Raw genomic sequence first — 17,633 nt, 5'->3', positions numbered from 1 at the left:
TGCACCCCGCCGACGCAAGGCGCGTGCCGCCGGGTGCCAGCGGTGGTTTCATTTTAGAAGCTTTATCGCCGATGCCAACGATTGCGCTGCCGCCCCGTAATCGGCCCACGGGTCCGCGTGCTGGAAGCTCAGGTACTCGCGGGCCGTCTGGACCGTCCACTGGGCGCCGCCCTTGAGGTCGGACAGTTGTTCCCAGGCGACGGGCATCGAGACCCCCATTCCGGCTCGCGCCCGCGCGGAAAATGCGGTGGCGGTCGTCTGCGCTTTCCCGTTGCGCAAATAGTCGACGTAGACCTTTCCAACCCGGTTCGAGGCGCCCGATGTCGCCGAAAAGCGTTCGGGTATCGTCTTCGCGAGGTGCCGCACGAAGGCCTGCGAGAACGACTTGACGGCCTCGTAACCCAGACGCGGCGCAAGCGGCACGACGACGTGCAATCCCTTTCCGCCGCTCGTTTTCAGCCAGGCCTTGAGATCCAGCTCCGACAACAGCGTCTGGACGAGGAGCGCGGCCTCCTGCACGCGCCCCCATTTCACGCCCTCGCCGGGATCGAGGTCGAAGATGACCCGGTCGGGCTTGTCGAGCCTGCGTACCGTCGAGTTCCAGGTGTGAAACTCGACGACGTTCATCTGTGCCGCCGAAAGCAGCGCGTCGACGGTGTCGACGCTCAGCAGCGGCGGATGGTTGGGCCACAGCGCGGGGTCGTGAGCGGTCAGGCCGGGCATGCCCGTTCGCTCGGCGTGCTTCTGGAAGAACAATTCTCCCGCGATGCCGGCAGGCGCGCGGACCATCGCGACCGGGCGCGCTTTCAGGTGAGGCAGCATCCGCTCCGCGATGCTCGCGTAATAGCGAACGAGATCGGCTTTCGTGATGCCGCTCGACGGGTCGACGACGCGTTCCGGATGCGTGATCTTCAGCTTCGACTGGAGGTCCGGCATCCGCGTCTTTCCGCCCTCCCGGAAGACACCGGTTGGCGGCTTGTCGATTCGCAGCCCCCGGAACGAGGCCTGCCGGATCACGCCATCCGCGGTCCACGCCGCGAATTCCACTTCCGCCACGAGTTCGGGGCGAACCCACCGCTCGCTGCCGGCCGAGCGCCGCGACCATCGGCGCGACCGGGCGACTTCGACTTCAAAGGGTGCCGCATCGACTTCGAGGGGCGCGAGCCGCTCCCACAGGTCGCGCGCGGTCTGGGCGTCCCAGCCCGTGCCGACGCTTCCCGCGTCGCGCAGGCCGCCCTCCACGTAGTACCCCAGCAGCAGGCTGCCGACCTCCCCGTCTTTGCCGCCTCGGGCCGTGAAGCCGCAAATAACCAGTTCCTGGCGCAGGCGGGACTTCGCCTTGAGCCAGGTCTGCGTGCGCCCCGATTCATAGGGCGCGTCGCGGCGCTTGAGCAGGAGGCCTTCAAGGCCAAGTCCTGAGGCGGCCTCGAACAACTGCGCAGGCGGCGCTTCGAAGTCCTGACTGAAGCGCAGGCGCTCGCCTGCATGTTCGAGAAGCTTCGCGAGAAGCGCGCGCCTCGCCCACAGCGGCACCTGCCTGAGGTCCTTCCCGTCGAGATACACCACGTCGAACAGGAAGTACACGATGTCCTCATTCGCCTTCCCGTCTATCGCATCCTGCAGCGCAGCAAAACTGGGAATGCCGTTTCTAAGGACGGCGATCTCGCCGTCCAGCCACGCGCTCTTCAGCGGCAGCGCTTCGACCTCGGCAGCCAGGGCGGGAAACTTCGCGGTCCAGTCATGGCCGCGTCGCGTAACAAGACGCACATGGCCTTTGGCGACACGCGACAGCATGCGATAGCCGTCGAGTTTGGCTTCGGTCAGCCAATCGCCACTCGTGGGGAGGGAAGTCGCGAGCGTCGCGAGTTGGGGCTCGAGTTCGGCAGGCAACGAAGCCGGCACCGCCGCGCAAAGGTCGACGTCCTGCACTTCATGGCGCGCGGCCCTCGCCTCCCTCGGTTCGCGTTCTTCAACGAGGCCGAGCGGCCGGGCGGCAACGCTGTCGGGAAGCGCCTTGATGACATCATATTGCGCGAGCGGCTGCGCCCAGGCGTCGCGCTTCTTGAACAGCATCCACGCGTCCTGCTTGTCCTGAGGCTTCGATATGCGCACCAGTTCCCACAGGCCCGCGAGTTTCTCGCCGTGGAGACGGAACACCAGCTTGCCGGCCTTCATGCCTTCCTGAGGGTTGCCGACCGGCTCCCAGGCACCGCGGTCCCAGACGATCACGTCGCCGGCGCCGTATTGCTTCGCCGGTATCGCGCCTTCGAAGGCGGCGTAGTCGACGGGATGGTCTTCCACGTGGATGGCCATCCTCTTTTCCTTCGGGTCGTAACACGGGCCCTTGGGCACGGCCCACGAGAGCAACACGCCGTCGAGTTCGAGCCGGAAGTCGTAGTGCAGCCGGCTTGCCCAGTGCTTCTGTACGACGAAGGCCAGATGCCCATTGCCGGGCGCGGGCGTCGCATCCGGCGCGGGAGGCTCGGGCGTGAGCGCAAAATCGCGCTTTTTACGGTAGCGGGAAAGAGGCATCGATGGCGGCTCGCTTGACCTGTTTGCGTCGCAATGGGAACGCCTGAAGGGAATGTACACGCCAGCAGCGCGATGGGTAAGATGCCATTCGAGGCAGATCCGCTCAATAGCAGGCTCCGGGATTCAGCGCATTTATTTGTCATCCTTATAAACGGATCGAAACAAGCGAATTGTTGCCACGGGGGCCGAACCATACACTGAATGCATGAATTCCCGCGGACTCCAGCGTTGCCGCTTCCGCCGGGTCCCGTTCACGTATGGAGAATCCTGCTCATGAATCCCCTGAATGAAGCGTCCTTCAAGGATGCGCTTCGCAACTTTCCCAGCGGCGTGACGATCGTCTCGACCACCGACGACGCGGGCCGTCACTGGGGCTTCACCGCCACTTCGTTCGCGTCGGTTTCCATGAACCCTCCGCTCGTGCTCGTTTGTCTCGCCGAAACGGCGCAGTCGCACGCCGCCTTCGTGCGCGCCCGGCGCTTCGCCGTCAACGTCATCGGCAACGAACACAAGGACGTCGCGCTGCATTTTTCCCGCAAGCATCCCGACAAGTTCGCGGGCCAGGACTTCTGCTTCGGCACGTCAGGCGAGCCCGCGCCGCCCGTGCTTCGCGGCGTCGCGGCCGCGCTCGTTTGCGAAACGCACGAGGTGCTGCGTCTTGGCGATCATGCCGTGCTGGTGGGCGAAGTGAAGGACGTGCAAACTCACCCATCCACGCCGCTCGTGTACGTCGATCGCAGCTTTCATGCGCTCGAACGCGAAGCCGCCGAACTCGGGAGCGTTTGATCATGCAGATGCCAACCTCCCGCCAACACGTTGGCATTGCAGGCCGCGGCGCCGGGCGTATCGCGTTCATCGGCGCGGGCTGGCACCGCGATATCGTCGATCAATGCCGCGAAGCTTTCGTGCGCACCCTCTCGGAAGGCAGCGCGGCCGCCTGCGCGATAGACCTGTATGAAGTGCCCGGCGTGTTCGAGATTCCGCTGCATGCGAAACTCATTGCGCAACAAGGGCGTCACGCAGCGATCGTCGCCGCGGGATTCGTCGTGGACGGCGGCATCTACCGCCACGACTTCGTTTCGCAAACGGTCATTCAGGCGCTCATGCAGGTGCAGCTCGAAACGACTGTGCCGGTCATTTCGGCCGTGCTGACACCGCATCATTTTCACGGTTCGCCCGAGCACGTGCGCTTCTTCCGGGAGCATTTCGTCACGAAAGGCACCGAGGCCGCGCATGCCTGCGCGGCTATCGTCGGCGCGGTGCGCGAACTCAAGGACGCGCTCAAGGACGAACCCAGGGAACAGGCGCGCGGCGCCGCCCTCGATCAAGTGGCGGCGAGATCCGTCTGAGGCACGTGCAGTTGCCCCGTCATGAGCCGGCGCGCGGTGCGCACAAAACCGAGCGCCTCGAACAGGGGGCCGCCCGACGACCGGTTTCCCCCGCTTGTCCGCACGGCGACTTCCATGACGCCGAGCGGATGCGCAATGCGAATCGAATGGGCACGGCGGGCAGCTTGCGTCAGGACATCGAACACAATGGAACCTGGCACACGCGAAGCCGCCGCCGTGCAAACGGCGCCCGTGCCCGCCATGCTGTCGTGACACTTGCCGAGAAATAGCAGGCGCGCCTGCAAATCGGCCGCGCTGGCCTCGTGCCGCGCACCCGTGCGGTCCGTGTACGCCGCTGCGGGCGCCACGGCCACGAAGAGCGGCAACGCCGGCTTGCTCACGGCGCGCCAGTCTTCATAAAAGCCCATCAATTGCCCTGCTTTCGCCTGAATCTCGAAGATACGGGCGAGCGCCGCTTCGTCGGCCATCAGCGCTTCAGGCGTTTCGTCGCCACGCAAGCCCAGATCACCCGCGCGTACGAACACGCAAGGATTGGCGGCATCGCACAGCGTGGCAGGCACCGTGCCGCCGCCTTCCAGCGCAATGGAATCGGCGGCGTTTCCCGTTGGCAGCAGGCGTCCTGTTTTCGCGCCGATCGTATCGGCATAGTCCATCAGGATCGGCGCGCCGGTGCCCGGCACGCCCGCAATCGCGCAGTCGCCGCTTACGCGCGCCTTCCCGCGCGCAACGCTCACTTGAGCGACGAGCACCTTCTGCGTGTTCGTGTTGTAGATGCGAACGCGCGTGAGCGGTTCGACGGCCTTCACGAGCCCTTCATCCACGGCAAACGGGCCCACGCCCGAGGAGATGTTGCCGCAATTGCCGTCGTAGCCGATGATGTCGCGCTCGATATCGACCTGCGCGAACGTGTAATCGACATCGGCGTCATCGCGCGCGGAGCGCTTCACAATCGCGATCTTCGACGTCACGAGCCGCGAGCCGCCCAGGCCATCGATCTGCATCACGTCCGGGCTGCCCATCGCGCGCTTGAGCAGCCGGTCGCGCGGCGCGCCGGGCGCGGGCAGATCGGCCTCGTGAAAATAGAGCCCCTTGCTCGTGCCGCCGCGCATCAGGACGCAGCGCAGTGCAATCTGTTCTTCCATCGTTCAGCTCCTGTTGAATCCTGCGTCGTCGGCGAGCGGCGCGACGATCATGTCGGGCGTCGACGTTGCGCCCGTGCGTTGGCCCTGGTCGTGCGAGGCGTCGTCGAATAGCGTATCGAGCGATACGCGGGTCGTGTTCCTGCCGAAGCAGGCAACCACGAGCGACTGGAACACCACGAGCGCAGCGAGCGCGAGCGTCACGCCGGTCACGCCGCCGCCGCGCGCGTACAGCAGCGCGACGAGTTGCGGCGCGACGATCGAGGCCGCCCGCCCCGCCACGCTGGCGATACCGCAGCCGCGCAGGCGCAGCGCCGTGGGAAACAGCTCGGGCACATAGGCCGAAAAGCCCAACGTGCCCGCGAAATACATCGTCGTCGTGAGCAGCACGCCCACGGCCATCGTTGCGGCATGCGAGCCCGCGTGCGCGTACGCCACGCCGAGCACAGCCGAGAACAGCGAGGCGACAATCACGCCGCGCTTGCGCCCGATGCGGTCCGAGTAGCGCCCCGCAATCGCGACGCCCGCGAGGCTGCCCGACGCCATCAGCGAAGAGAAGGCCAGCGACGCATGGATCGACATGCCGCCGCGCACGAGAAATGTGGGCAGCCAGATGACGAAGCCATAAACGCCCACGAGCCCGACCACATTGAGCGTCACCCCAACGAAAGTCGAGGCGAGCAACGGCGGCCGGAACAGTTCGCGCGTACGCCGGTGCGGCCCGGTTTGTGCCGCCCTGGCCAGCGGCGCGATAGCGGGCAACGCCTGTCCCGTTTCGCGCGCAACGATCGCTTCGATGCGCGAAACGGTCGCGTCGGCTTCCTCGTGGCGTCCCGCGAGTTCGAGCCAGCGCGGCGATTCGGGCAACTGTTTGCGCAACACCCATACGACCAGTGCGCCCAGGCCCGAGAGCGCAAACATCGCGCGCCAGCCGAAGTGCGGAATGATCAGATAGCTCGCCGCCGTGGAAACCGGCAGCGCAGCGGTGGAGAGAAAGAACAGCACCGCGTTCCACTTGCCGCGCGTGGCGGGCGGCACGAGTTCGGAGATCGTGGCGTAGCCCACCACGATCTCCGCGCCCAAGCCGATACCCATCACGAAGCGCAACACGATGAGCCAGTTCATGGAAGGCGCGAACGCCGCCGCGACGGACATCGCGCCGAACAGCAGCAGGTTGAACTGGAACGTGAAGCGGCGGCCAAAGCGGTCGCCGCTCCAGCCCGCGAGAAACGCGCCGATGAGCGCACCGAACGCGCCCGCCGAAACGAAGCTCGCATTGGTCGCCATGCTCGCCCAGCCCGAAACCGTGAGCGCCACCATCACGCCGCCGGCCATGTAGAGGTCGAAGGCGTCGAAGAAGAGGCCAAGGCCGATCAGCACCGCAAGACGCCGGTGAAACGCGGACGTGGGCAAGCGGTCGAGCCGTTGCGCAGCCGTATAGTGCATGTCTGTCTCCGTCTTTTTTATGGGTTGCGGCGCGTCGCGCGCCGCGATCGCGCGTGGTCGCACGACCGCCAGCCGATCAGCGAATCAGGAAATCGCAATGTCTAACAGCGGCGCATGCTGCTGCGCGCCGAAGGTGTCGCGCTCGGCCACGCTGCCTTGCGCCCAGCCGCGCTTGAGCGAAAACTTGAAGGCGCGCGCGGGGTCGAAGAACATGAAGGTCAGCAAGTCTGCCGGCGGCACGTTATAGAGCGCGCAGACGCGCTCGGGCGTGAGCGCGCCGCTTCGCTTTACCCGTTCGTACACCTGTTCGTCGTCGAAAATCACGTCGAAGGTGATTTCGAACGGCCCGGAATTCTTGCTGCGCACGACCTGCGCGAGTTCTCTCAAAGTTGACACGTTGCGTCCTCAACGATATGGGCGGGAAAGAGTTCGGTGGGCGACTCGACTTCCATCAGGTGATAGATCGAGAAGCGGCACACGGGGCCAATCGGATTCTCCGGCGGATTGAGGGGTATCGCGAAGTTGCCGCCCGTAGCCAGTTGCCCCGGATAAGGCATATGCAGCACCGCCACGCGCGCCTGGCTGCAAATGGCGTTGGCGAGCCGCTGGGTCTGGGCCGTGACTTCGGCGAGCAACCCTACTTCGTGCGGCACGCGTTCTTTCAGGGGTTCAAGCTCGCCCATCACACCGTTGCGACCGTACACGTGAAAGTGCAACTGCGCCGCGCCGGTGCGCAATTCGTCGAACACGGCAGCGAGGCGCTCGCGCACGCGCGCCAGAAAGCCGTCTATCTGCCCAACGAGAATCGGGTCGCGTATCCCGCCGATAAAGATCGTGCGGTAGCCAACCAGCGCTGCGCCTTCGAGCTTCACCTGATACTGCGGGGAGGGCACGAATGCGCTGCCGCTCACGCGCACGGTGCGCGCGTCGAGCTGCTCGTAACGCGAACCGCTCAGGTCCAGCACGCCGCCGGGGCCGGGCAAACGGTCGGGGCGCGTCTTCTCGTAGAGCGTGTGCGCCGCGACGGACGCCGTCGTGCAGCGCTCGTGCGGGCTCATCGGTTCGAGATCGAAACTGTCGCGCCGCACGGTTGCAAGAATCACGCGCCCCTTCGGCTCCGCGCACAGGCCGCCGCATTCCATGATCTTGCCCATGTGCCAGTACACGCCGGGGTCGATATCGTGGAGCATGCAAAGCGCGGCAAACGGCGCGGGGTCGTAGGCACGGCCCGCGATCACGACGTCTACGTCCGGATGCGCGCGCAGCACCTCGTGGATCGGCTCGGCGCCCATCTGCGCGACGATGTGTGTGGACGATTCGATGTCGGCGAGCGTGAGCGACGGCGCCGACGCGCACGGCTCGATGCGCCCCGCCTCATGGCGCGCGCGCACGACCGCCGCATCGACATCGGCGTAGATCGCGGCGATCTTCAGCGGCCGCCCGAATTCGCGCGCAAGCGTGCGCACCTGCTCGACCATCGCGTCGACATGCGCGCCGATGCCAGGGCCGCCTGCCGAGCCGATCAGAAGCGGAATGCGCCGCTGCGAAACGGCCTGCACCAGGAGGCGTAAATCGCGCTCATAGGCGTCGGGTTTCACGAGCGTTTCGGCGAGTCCAAGCTGGTACGGGCCGGGATCGGTCGAACCCGAATCGACCACGATCGCGTCGGCGCCCGCCTCGATGCCGCGCCAGAAGTCGTCGGCCGGAATGCCGTAGCCGAGCATGCCGACGGGCGTGAGAATGCGGACCTCTCCTTCGACACGCGGCTTCATGCGGTTTTCCTCCATGCGCGCGGCGCCGGGCGAGCGATGCCGAGCGTATCGCGCAGCGTCTCGCCCGTGTATTCCTTGCGATACAACCCGCGCCGCTGAAGCTCCGGCACGAGCAGGCGCACCACGTCTTCGTAGGAACCCGGCACGGAAAGCGCCTGAACCACGAAGCCATCGCAGGCGCTTTCGAACCATTCCTGCATTTCGTCGGCCACCTGCTTTGGAGTGCCAACGAAAACGGGACCCTCGTGCACGGTGCCGCGCCCGGATTGCTCGACGAAATCGCGCACGCTCGGATTCTTCTTGCCGCTCTTCTGGATCACGCGGTCGCGCAGGCTGTGCCACGACACGGACGCCAGTTCGGCGTCGGTAAAAGGCGCTTCGTACGGGCGCGTCGAAAAGTCCACGTTCAACACTTCGCACAGCAGCGCGAGCGAGTCGATCGGCTTCGCGAGCGAGGCGACCATTTCGTACTCGTCGCGCGCCTGAGCTTCGCTTGCGGCAACCACGATCTTGACAGCGGGTGCGACCTTCACCGCTTCTGCATCGCGTCCCGCCTCGCGCAGCGACTCCTTGAACTGCGCGTAAAGCTTGCGGCCCGCTTCCAGATTCGGATACGCCGCGAACACCAGTTCGGCCCAGCGCGCGGCGAACGCCATGCCCCGCCCGCTCTGCCCCGCCTGCAACAGCACGGGATGGCCCTGGCGCGAGCGCGGCACCGGCAGCGGTCCGCGCGACCTGAAATAGCGGCCGGCATGATCGAGACGGTGAACTTTGCCTGGTTCTGCGAAGCGTCCGCTCGCCTTGTCGACGATGAGCGCGTCGTCCTCCCACGAGTCCCAATGGCCCATCACGACTTCCATGAACTCGTCGGCGCGGTCGTAGCGCAGGTCGTGTTCGAGATGTTCTTCGCGGCCGAAATTTTCGGCCTCCGAATCGTTCAGCGAGGTCACGACGTTCCAGGCCACGCGGCCCTTCGTCATGAGATCGAGCGTGGCGAACAGGCGCGCGACGTGAAAAGGCTCGTAGTAGGTCGTGGAATAAGTCGCGCCAAGGCCGAGCCGCGAGGTGGCGCCCGCCATGGCCATGAGTATCGGGGTCGGGTCCATCTTCACCGCGCGCACGCCGTGCTCCACAGTCGCGCGATGATCGTTGCCGTAGATGTCTGGCATGGCAAGGCGGTCGTCGAAAAACGCCATGTCGAACTTGCCGTCTTCGAGCGTGCGCGCGATGCGTTGATAGTATTCGGGAGTCAGAAAGTCGCTCGCACTCGCGGGATGGCGCCAGGAGCCGACATAATTCGAGCAGTTCTGCGCCTGCAGGAAGGCAATCAGGCTCATCTGGCGGGAAGGGCTTGCTTTCATGATGGATGCTTGTGGGGGGAAGGTGAGGTGGTGTTGCGGTGCATGCCGCGCCAATTCATTGTTCGGGATTCCCCGCGCTTGAACAAATCACAAGCGTCAATACACTTATAAGCCTTGCTGATAGACCCCGTTCCCTCTATGCCCACGCCCCCCAAACCCAACGGGCGCACCCATGCATCGCCGTTGCTCAACCTCGATCTCGCGGAACTGGAAACGTTCGTCGCCGTGGCCGAAGCCGGAAGCTTCAGCGCGGCCGCGCAGCAGTTGTGCGTCACGCAGCCCGCCGTGACCGGCCGCGTGCGCCGGCTCGAAACCACGCTCGGCACGACTCTGCTGCACAGAACGACGCGGCGCGTGGAAACGACGGAACACGGCGCACGGCTGCTCGACGAAGCCAATCACGCGTTGCGCGGCCTGCGCGCCGTCGTTGCGGGGTTTCAGGAGGAAGCGCGTCTCGCGCGGCAGCGTGTTGCCGTCGCGGCCACGCCCATGCTCGCCGCGCTCGCCATGCCCGCGGTGATCCAGCGCTATTCGCAGCGCTACCCCGACGTGCAGATCGATCTGCTCGACATGCAATATCGCAACGCGCTGGAAGCAATCGACACCGGCGTAGCCGATTTCGCGCTGCTCTGCCTCGAAGCGGAAGACGAACGCTATGCGTTCGAACCGCTGCGCAGCGACGATATGGTGCTCGTCGTGCCGCCGGGGCATGCCCTCGCACAGGAGCCGCGAGTGGACGCCACCGTGTTCGTCACGCACAGCATGATGATTATCGAGCAGTACCGCGCGCTGTGCGATCGCATCGACGCAATACTCGGCTCGCGCGGTCTCTCGCTCGCGCCGGTACGCGTGGTCGGCAATCTCACCACGCTCGTGGGCATGCTCGAAGCCGGGCTCGGTATCACGCTGCTGCCGCGCGCCATTGCGCAGCGCGGCGATGCAAAGCGGCACGTGATCGTCGAAGTGGACGGCATCGACATGCGCCGCACCTTCGGCATCGTGCAGACTTCCGGCGCAAGGCCGGGCGTTGCCGCCGCGAGCTTCTGCCAGTTCCTGCGCGATACGTTCAGCGCTTGAGCACTCGCGCGGCCCGCGCGCGCCGCGCTCATTTTTGCGCCGCAGCCGGCGATCTATAGCAGTTCGCAATAAATGCATCGGTCTTTGCGAATTGCCCCTCTCACGTCCCTTCGCGATACTCGTTTCGTCCCCCGCGGCGCATTCGAGCGTCGCGGGCCGCCCCGCCAACAGGCGGCGTTGCGCGCTCGCGCGCCGCCGCTCGACGCACGAGGAAGCCCATGTCCGCCCCCCGCCAGATGACCCTGATTGCGTTTTTACAGGCGCAAAACTGCTCCAACTATGTCGGCTCGTGGCGCCACCCCGCCGCCGCGCCCGACTTTCTCGCGCCCGACTACTACCAGCGCATTGCGCGCACGCTCGAAGACGGCAAATTCGACATGGCTTTCTTCGACGACCGGCTCGCCATGCCCGACATCTACGGCGACGATCATCGCGCAACGGTCGAGCACGGCGTGCGCGCGGTGAAGCTCGACCCCACGGTCATCCTCACGGTGATGGCCATGGCCACGTCGAAGCTCGGCCTCGGCGCCACTTATTCGACGACCTACTACGAGCCGTACCACGTGGCGCGCCACTTCGCGACGCTGGATCTCATGTCGCGCGGCCGCGTGGCCTGGAACATCGTCACCTCGCTCAACGACTCCGAAGCTGCGAATTTCGGCCGCGACGAACATCTGGAGCACGACCTGCGCTACGACCGCGCCGACGAATTCATGGAAGTGGTCACGGGACTGTGGGACTCGTGGGCCGACGACGCGCTCGTATGCGACCGCGCGAGCGGTCGCTTCGCCGTGCCGGAGAAAGTCTCGCGGCTCGATTACAGCGGGCGCTTTTTCCAGTCGCGCGGCCCGCTCACGGTGCCGCGCTCGCGCCAGGGCCATCCGGTGCTGCTTCAGGCGGGCCAAAGCGGGCGCGGGCGCGCGTTCGCTGCGCGCTGGGCCGAACTGGTGTTCGCGTCGTATTCGAATCTCGAAGCGGGCCGCAAACAATATGCCGACCTCAAAGCATCGGTGGCCGAAGCCGGACGCGACCCCGCGCAAGTGAAGGTCGCGCCGGCGGTCAAGATCGTAGTGGGCGAGACCGGGTCGCTGGCGCGCGAGAAATATGCGTTGCTCGATTCGCTCGCGCGACCGGTGGACGGGCTCACACTGCTGTGCGAAGTGCTCAATGTCGACTTCTCGAAGCGCCCCATCGACGCGCCCTTTACCGATGCCGAACTGGCCGCCATGTCATGGCATGGCCTGCGCGACCGTGTGATCGCCGCGAGCGGAAAGCGCAATCCTTCGGTGCAGGACTTCGTGGAATTCTCGGGACGCGGCACGCTGCGCGAGGGTCCGACCTTCGTTGGGACACCGAAGCAGATTGCGGACGAAATGGAAGCGTGGTTCGGCAGCGCATGCGACGGATTCGTCGTCTCCGCACCGCTCGTGCCGGGAACCTATGAGGATTTCGTGCGGCTCGTCGTGCCCGAACTCCAGCGTCGCGGACTGTTCCGCCGCGAGTACGCGGGCGACACGCTGCGCGAAAACCTCGGACTCGCGCGGCCGGCAAGAGGCGCGTGGCAGCGCGAGCGCGGCGTCGCGGCCTGATGCGTCCCTTCTCTGTCGCGAGAACTGCGTCGAAAACTGGTTGAGAACACAATGAACCGAAACGAATTCAGGATCCTCACGCCGGTCGGCATGCTCGGCTATGGCATTCCCGCCGCGCATTTCTGGCGCGGCATCGAGAGCGGCGTGGACGCCATGGTCGTCGACTCGGGCTCGACGGACCCCGGCCCGTATCAGCTCGGACTCGGCGCGACGCTCGTGCCGCGCGCCGCCTACGTGCGCGACCTTTCGCTCATGCTCGAAGCGTGCCATCGCTACCGCGTGCCCATCTATATCGGCTCGGCGGGCGGACCCGGCATCGATGCGCACGTCGACGCGATGATCGACATCATCCGCGAGATATCGGCGCGCGAGGGCTACCGCTTCAACGTGGCAGCGATATACGCCGGCGTCGACAAGGCAATCGTGCACCGCAAGCTCGAAGAAGGAAGCGTGACGTCGTGCGCCTCGTCGCCACCGCTCACCCACGACGACATCGACGCCACGACACACATCGTCGCGCAGATGGGCGCCGAGCCGTTCGTGGAAGCCATGCTGCATGGCGGCGTGGATATCGTCGTGGCGGGGCGCGCCTACGATCCCGCGCCCTACGCGGCGCTCGGCATCGTGCATGATGTGCGGCCTGGCGTGTACTGGCACATGGGCAAGATCATGGAATGCGGGGCGAACTGCGCGCGCCCGAAAGGCAAGGTGATTGTCGCGACCGTGCGGCGCGACAGCTTCGATCTCGAGCCCATGAATCCCGCCGAAACCTGCACGCCGCTCTCGGTGGCCGCGCACACGCTCTACGAGAAAACGCGCCCCGACCGGCTGCCCGGCCCCGGCGGCGTGCTCGATCTGCGCGGCGCGCGTTACGAGCAGATCGACGAGCGCACCGTGCGCGTGAGCGGCAGCCAGTTCGAGCCGAGCCCGCGCTATGCCGTCAAACTGGAAGGCGCCGGGCCAATTGGCTATCGCACCGCCTTCATCGGCGGCATACGCGACCCCATTCTGATCGGGCAGATCGACGACTTCGAAGCGCGCATCCACGCGCATTTGCGCGCCGTGTATCCCGAGGTCGCGTCGGGGGAGGCGCGCTTCGTCTTTCACACCTACGGCAAGAACGGCGTGATGGGTGAACTCGAACCGCTGACGCAGCCCGCGCACGAACTCGCCCTGCTCGGCGAAGCAACGGCGCCCAACCAGGCGCTCGCCGACGCCATCTGCAGCAGTGCGCGCATCAGCGCCCTGCACTTCCCGTATCCTGGGCAGCTCGCGACCGCCGGCAATCTGGCGCTGCCGCTCAATCCGCCGGAAACGCCGCTCGGGCCGGTCTGCGCGTTCCAGGTCTACCACCTCATGGAGATCGATTCGCCGACCGCCCTCTTTCCGATACGTTATCTGGAGATTTAATCGCGCTTTGGATGCGAAAGCGGGCGATGCCGCGTTGGCGGCATCGCCCGTTTTGCGTGCTGTACGTGCTTCAGAAGCTATGCGTCATGCCCATCGTCGCGCCCACCGTCGTACCGTGCGGCGCATGCATCAAGCCGTCGAGCGAGAGGCCGATGTTTTCCGTGCCGTGGTTGTCGACCATGCCGACCTGCGCATAGAGCGAAGTGTGCCTGGAAAGGAAGTACTGCGTACCGAGTGCGGCCACGACCGAATGGCTGCTCGAATCGTCGCGATCGTCCACGTAGAACGCCGTGGCCGTGAGGTCGAGATACGGCAGCACGTGATATGCGAAACCGAGGTTGTACACGTTGTTGTTGCCGCCGCTGCGCACGTTCTCGCTGAACGTGAGCGGCGCCTTGTAGTTGGCGAACGACGCCTTCACCGTCACGGCCGAAAAGCTATAGCCCGCGCCGATGATGCGCGCCTCCACCGGCGCCGTGAACGGGTTGGCGTTGAATGCGGGCACGTCGCTCTGCGAAGCGTCGAGGATGGCCGCATCGATATTCAGGCCGCCGCGCGCATACTTGAGGAGCGCCGAATACTGCCGGCCCGCGACGAAATTGCCGGGCACGCCGCCCAATGCCATCAGCACGCTGGCCGAAAAGCCCGCAATCTCCGGCGAGGTGTATGAAATCGCGTTGGAATCGAAGATGCCGTTGAAACTGTTGCCCGCGTACACGACGATCGCGCTGCCGAACTGCGAGAAGCTGCGCGGATCGAGATCGAACGCCGCTTCCAGGTATGGCGAGTACTGCAAGCCGGCTTTGACCTCGCCGTAAGGACTCGCGAGCGAAACCCACGCCTGCCGGCCGAACAGATTGGTGTTCGAATTATCGAAACCGCCGTTCGCCACGCTGACGCCGCTTTCAATCTGGAATTTCGCGGCCAGTCCGCCGCCCAGATCCTCCTTTCCGCTCATGCCGAAACGCGATGGCGCGTAGCCGCTATTGATGAGCGAAAACTGCTTGCCGCCGTTATCGCCTTGCGCATTGAGCGTGCGGTTCGTGTAGAGCAGGCCCGCGTCCAGTTCGCCGTACAGCGTGACACTGCTTTGCGCATGGGCACACCCCGCCCAGCATGCCGCCACCGCAACGGCAATCGTCGCGGCACGGCGCTTTGCTGCCAGTCCTTTCATTTTGTCTCCATCGTTCGTTGTACTATGTAATAAATCAAAAGACTTCCATCCGGGCGCGAGACTTCACTGTTGCCGGTGAAGACGGCGCGCAGCGACTGCGGAAAATACCGGCCCCAAGCGACGCAAAGCCGCCGGATGGCGATGGGCCGAACGGCATGGCGCGCCGCCTTCGCAGTGAGGGCGGCGCGCGTTTTGCTGGTGAGACAAGCGGCGAAGCGCTATGAATGCGCGCTCAGGCGCTCAGGCGCGGCAAAGCTCCATGAGCGCGCCGAGCGAAGGCGCGCGATCGAGCGCGTAGACCTGAGCGATGATCTGCAAGGCACGCTCGCGCGATACCGCGCGCGACGCGTTGGCGATGAACTTCTCTTCCAGCGCCTGGCGCGGCAACGGACGCTCGGGCGTGCCAAGGCTCGTCGTCTTACGCACGCTCAGGCGTCGGCCATCCTTGAGTATCACGTTCACTTCGCCGGGGAAGTGGCGTGGGAAATCGCTTGCGGTATCGGGCACGCACCAGGTTTTTTCCGCGAGCGCGAGCACGTCGGGGGCGTCGAGCGGCTCGTCATGGAAGGTCGAAAGATCCACGCGTCCGCGCGCGAGCGCCACCGCCACCACGTACTGAACGCTGAAAAGCGCCGCATACGGATCGGCGGGGCGAATGCAGCGCTCGCGCGGTTCGGCCACGATCTTGTGCAGGGCCGGCGTAAGCGGACACTCGATACGCTCCACCTCGTCGGCGGAAAACTGGCCGCGCAGTTCGAGCGCGGCGTCCACGAAGGCGTGAATGAAGTGGCAGCACGGGTAGGGCTTGAGCGCGATGCCGAGCGTGTGCCACTCCTCGCCCAGACGATGTGTGGGCATTGCATCGCCGGACGGTACGCGGTCGATATGCGCCGAATAGAAACCGCGCGCGGCCTCGAATACCGTCGCGGGCCCCTTGAAACCGGCGCGCCCGAGTTCGACGGCCACCATGCCGCTATGCGCGGCCCAGCCCGGATGCATGCGCTTGAGCCACGACTTCTCGCCCACGAGAATGCCCGCGGCCATACTGCCGCACAGGCCCAGCGCCGAAGTCAGCGCACTTTCGTCGAGACGCGCGAGGCGCCCAGCGGCCGCCGCGGCCGCGAACGTGCCGCACAGCGCGGTGGGATGAAACGCGCGATCGTGCAGCGTGCCCGCGCCGACCCTGGCGAGACGGCAACCCACTTCGAGCGCGACGATAAAGGCGGCCAGCACTTCGCGGCCGCTCGCGCCGTGCGCCTGTCCCGCCGCGAATGCGGCGGCCATGGCCTGTGCGCTTGCGTGATAGATCGCGCCGATGTGCGTGTCGTCGAAGTCGAGGCCGTGCGCCAGCACGCCGTTGACAAGCGCCGCCGACGGCGCGGGCAACGCCGCGCCGCTGCCTAGCGCGTGCGCCTGTTGTCCGTCGCCGAGCGCGCGGGCCGCCGCGAGCACGGCGTCGCCGAAATCGAAGCGGGTGGAGGCGAGCGCAATGCCGATCACATCGAGCAAATGCTCGCGTGCGAGTTCGACGACTTCTCGCGGCATCGCGTCGAGGTCTGCCGTGAGCGCAAAACGGGCGAGGCGCGACGCTTCTGTTTGCGGCAGCGTGAGGTCGGCGGGGGCGCGGCTATTCGCGCGGCTATTCGAATCAGGTGCGGATACAGCACGTTCCTGCATGACATCGTCTCCATTGAAGTCGCGATTCTTCGCTGATTCTCCGCTGCGCCGTAGAGCAATCGCAGCGGGACGTCGAGTCATTCTTGGGGATTTCTCGCGATTGAACAAATCAGGATGTGCGATACACTTATAACGCCCGCCAACGAATCGCCTCACGTTTGTCTATGCATTCCCTCACCTCGCAGCAAGACCGGGAAACCGGCTCAACGCTACAAGGCATCGATCTGGTCGAGCTAGAAACTTTCATTGCGGTTGCGGAAACCGGCAGCTTCAGCGCCGCCGCCCAGCGACTCCACGTAGCCCAGCCTTCGGTAACAGGCCGCGTGCAGCGCCTCGAAACCGCGCTCGGCACCAAACTGCTGTTACGTACGACGCGCAAGGTCGAGACCACGCCGGATGGCGCGTTACTGCTCGAACAGGCCACGGAAGCGCTGCGCGGCTTGCGCCGCATCGTGGGCCAGTTCCGCTCGAACGCGCGTCTCGCGCGCCATCGCGTGGTCGTTGCGGCCACACCGATGCTGGCGGCGCATACCCTGCCCGCGCTTATCCAGCGCTACGCCGCGCGTTTTCCCGACGTGCAGGTAGAACTCTGCGATCTTCAATACGCCGACGCCCTCGCCGCGCTCGACGGCGGTACGGCGGACCTCGCCGTCCTCGCGCTCGAAGGCAACGATCCGCGCTATCGATTCGAAAAATTGTGGACGCGGGAAATGGCGCTCGTCGTGCCGCCGGGGCACGAGCTGGCCGGTCTGGAACGCGTGGACCTCGAAGTCCTTGCGCGCTTTCCGCTCATGGTCGTCGAGCAGTATCAGCCTATTGTCGGCCGCATACGCGAAGCATTGGCGCAACGCGGGCTTACGCTGCCGCCGGTACGCGCCGTCGCCAATCTGAACACCCTGCTCGGCATGTTCGACGCCGGCATGGGCGTCACCCTCCTGCCGCGCTCGAGCCTCACGCGATTCGGCAGCAACGAGCGCGCCGGCATCGAGATCGAAGGCGTGGACTTGCAGCGCCACTTCGGCATCGCCGTCGCGCGCCACAGCGAGCCCAACACTTCGACCTTGAGCTTCTGGCAGTTTCTGCGGGAAAACGTGAGCAGCGATTAAG

14 protein-coding genes are annotated in these 17,633 nt (G+C 65.6%); 6 read left to right on the top strand and 8 right to left on the bottom strand.

Features of this window, described 5'->3' with window-relative positions; genetic code table 11:
• Positions 1–48: 48 nt before the first annotated feature.
• Positions 49–2,532 (bottom strand): DNA ligase D, encoded by a 2,484-nt coding sequence (ligD, locus tag U5768_RS19965; protein ID WP_322032127.1) that lies wholly within the window; start codon positions 2,530–2,532, stop codon positions 49–51.
• A 273-nt stretch (positions 2,533–2,805) separates the two neighbouring features.
• Here ligD and U5768_RS19960 point away from each other — a divergent pair, with 273 nt between their 5' ends.
• Together U5768_RS19960 and U5768_RS19955 are read left to right on the top strand one after the other, a co-directional pair.
• Positions 2,806–3,318 carry a flavin reductase family protein gene (locus U5768_RS19960; protein ID WP_322032126.1) on the top strand — a complete coding sequence of 171 codons (513 nt, stop codon included), beginning with the start codon at positions 2,806–2,808 and terminating at the stop codon, positions 3,316–3,318.
• 2 nt (positions 3,319–3,320) lie between these two features.
• Entirely contained in the window at positions 3,321–3,881 is a 561-nt protein-coding gene (locus tag U5768_RS19955; RefSeq protein ID WP_322032125.1) for a 6,7-dimethyl-8-ribityllumazine synthase, read from the top strand.
• Here the strand turns inward: U5768_RS19955 and U5768_RS19950 are convergent.
• The 5 genes from U5768_RS19950 to U5768_RS19930 all read right to left on the bottom strand — a co-directional run bounded on the left by U5768_RS19950 (position 3,857) and on the right by U5768_RS19930 (position 9,599).
• Positions 3,857–5,023, bottom strand: a complete 1,167-nt coding sequence (locus tag U5768_RS19950) for a 2-methylaconitate cis-trans isomerase PrpF family protein (RefSeq protein WP_322032124.1) — start codon at positions 5,021–5,023, stop codon at positions 3,857–3,859. The genes U5768_RS19955 and U5768_RS19950 overlap by 25 nt on opposite strands.
• Before the next feature lie 3 nt (positions 5,024–5,026).
• Positions 5,027–6,466 carry an MFS transporter gene (locus U5768_RS19945; RefSeq protein ID WP_322032123.1) on the bottom strand — a complete coding sequence of 480 codons (1,440 nt, stop codon included), beginning with the start codon at positions 6,464–6,466 and terminating at the stop codon, positions 5,027–5,029.
• An 84-nt stretch (positions 6,467–6,550) separates the two neighbouring features.
• Positions 6,551–6,862, bottom strand: a complete 312-nt coding sequence (locus tag U5768_RS19940) for a DUF4387 domain-containing protein (protein ID WP_322032122.1) — start codon at positions 6,860–6,862, stop codon at positions 6,551–6,553.
• Positions 6,850–8,238, bottom strand: coding sequence for an acyclic terpene utilization AtuA family protein (locus U5768_RS19935; RefSeq protein WP_322032121.1), 1,389 nt, complete (start codon positions 8,236–8,238; stop codon positions 6,850–6,852). Before U5768_RS19935 ends, U5768_RS19940 begins: the two co-directional genes overlap by 13 nt.
• A complete protein-coding gene (locus U5768_RS19930; protein WP_322032120.1) occupies positions 8,235–9,599 on the bottom strand; it encodes an LLM class flavin-dependent oxidoreductase in 1,365 nt (454 codons plus the stop codon). Before U5768_RS19930 ends, U5768_RS19935 begins: the two co-directional genes overlap by 4 nt.
• 138 nt (positions 9,600–9,737) lie before the next feature.
• On the opposite strand from U5768_RS19930, the gene U5768_RS19925 reads away from it, so the two are divergent.
• The 3 genes from U5768_RS19925 to U5768_RS19915 all read left to right on the top strand — a co-directional run bounded on the left by U5768_RS19925 (position 9,738) and on the right by U5768_RS19915 (position 13,675).
• On the top strand, positions 9,738–10,676 hold the full coding sequence (locus U5768_RS19925) for a LysR family transcriptional regulator (RefSeq protein WP_322032119.1): 939 nt from the start codon (positions 9,738–9,740) through the stop codon (positions 10,674–10,676).
• Between the two features lie 218 nt (positions 10,677–10,894).
• A complete protein-coding gene (locus tag U5768_RS19920; RefSeq protein ID WP_322032118.1) occupies positions 10,895–12,265 on the top strand; it encodes an LLM class flavin-dependent oxidoreductase in 1,371 nt (456 codons plus the stop codon).
• A 51-nt stretch (positions 12,266–12,316) separates the two neighbouring features.
• A complete protein-coding gene (locus U5768_RS19915) occupies positions 12,317–13,675 on the top strand; it encodes an acyclic terpene utilization AtuA family protein (RefSeq protein ID WP_322032117.1) in 1,359 nt (452 codons plus the stop codon).
• 70 nt (positions 13,676–13,745) lie between these two features.
• Here the strand turns inward: U5768_RS19915 and U5768_RS19910 are convergent, their stop codons facing one another.
• Together U5768_RS19910 and U5768_RS19905 are read right to left on the bottom strand one after the other, a co-directional pair.
• On the bottom strand, positions 13,746–14,849 hold the full coding sequence (locus U5768_RS19910) for a porin (protein WP_322032116.1): 1,104 nt from the start codon (positions 14,847–14,849) through the stop codon (positions 13,746–13,748).
• A gap of 240 nt (positions 14,850–15,089) precedes the next feature.
• Positions 15,090–16,526, bottom strand: a complete 1,437-nt coding sequence (locus U5768_RS19905) for an MmgE/PrpD family protein (RefSeq protein ID WP_322032115.1) — start codon at positions 16,524–16,526, stop codon at positions 15,090–15,092.
• 164 nt (positions 16,527–16,690) lie between these two features.
• On the opposite strand from U5768_RS19905, the gene U5768_RS19900 reads away from it, so the two are divergent.
• Positions 16,691–17,632: a LysR family transcriptional regulator gene (locus tag U5768_RS19900; RefSeq protein WP_322032261.1), complete on the top strand. Its 942-nt coding sequence runs from the start codon at positions 16,691–16,693 to the stop codon at positions 17,630–17,632.
• The last annotated feature ends 1 nt before the right edge of the window (position 17,633 follow it).

Source organism: Paraburkholderia sp. J76 (genome assembly GCF_905220295.1).
Taxonomy (GTDB): domain Bacteria; phylum Pseudomonadota; class Gammaproteobacteria; order Burkholderiales; family Burkholderiaceae; genus Paraburkholderia.
The sequence above is the reverse complement of the archived record's forward strand: the minus strand, read 5'-3'. Positions and strand labels throughout refer to the sequence as shown.

Coding starts and splice junctions, on each gene's coding strand:
- ligD (WP_322032127.1), bottom strand. CDS start 2,532: ATGCCTCTTTCCCGCTACCGTAAAAAGCGCGATTTTGCGCTCACGCCC.
- U5768_RS19960 (WP_322032126.1), top strand. CDS start 2,806: ATGAATCCCCTGAATGAAGCGTCCTTCAAGGATGCGCTTCGCAACTTT.
- U5768_RS19955 (WP_322032125.1), top strand. CDS start 3,321: ATGCAGATGCCAACCTCCCGCCAACACGTTGGCATTGCAGGCCGCGGC.
- U5768_RS19950 (WP_322032124.1), bottom strand. CDS start 5,023: ATGGAAGAACAGATTGCACTGCGCTGCGTCCTGATGCGCGGCGGCACG.
- U5768_RS19945 (WP_322032123.1), bottom strand. CDS start 6,466: ATGCACTATACGGCTGCGCAACGGCTCGACCGCTTGCCCACGTCCGCG.
- U5768_RS19935 (WP_322032121.1), bottom strand. CDS start 8,238: ATGAAGCCGCGTGTCGAAGGAGAGGTCCGCATTCTCACGCCCGTCGGC.
- U5768_RS19930 (WP_322032120.1), bottom strand. CDS start 9,599: ATGAAAGCAAGCCCTTCCCGCCAGATGAGCCTGATTGCCTTCCTGCAG.
- U5768_RS19925 (WP_322032119.1), top strand. CDS start 9,738: ATGCCCACGCCCCCCAAACCCAACGGGCGCACCCATGCATCGCCGTTG.
- U5768_RS19920 (WP_322032118.1), top strand. CDS start 10,895: ATGTCCGCCCCCCGCCAGATGACCCTGATTGCGTTTTTACAGGCGCAA.
- U5768_RS19915 (WP_322032117.1), top strand. CDS start 12,317: ATGAACCGAAACGAATTCAGGATCCTCACGCCGGTCGGCATGCTCGGC.
- U5768_RS19910 (WP_322032116.1), bottom strand. CDS start 14,849: ATGAAAGGACTGGCAGCAAAGCGCCGTGCCGCGACGATTGCCGTTGCG.
- U5768_RS19905 (WP_322032115.1), bottom strand. CDS start 16,526: ATGCAGGAACGTGCTGTATCCGCACCTGATTCGAATAGCCGCGCGAAT.
- U5768_RS19900 (WP_322032261.1), top strand. CDS start 16,691: ATGCATTCCCTCACCTCGCAGCAAGACCGGGAAACCGGCTCAACGCTA.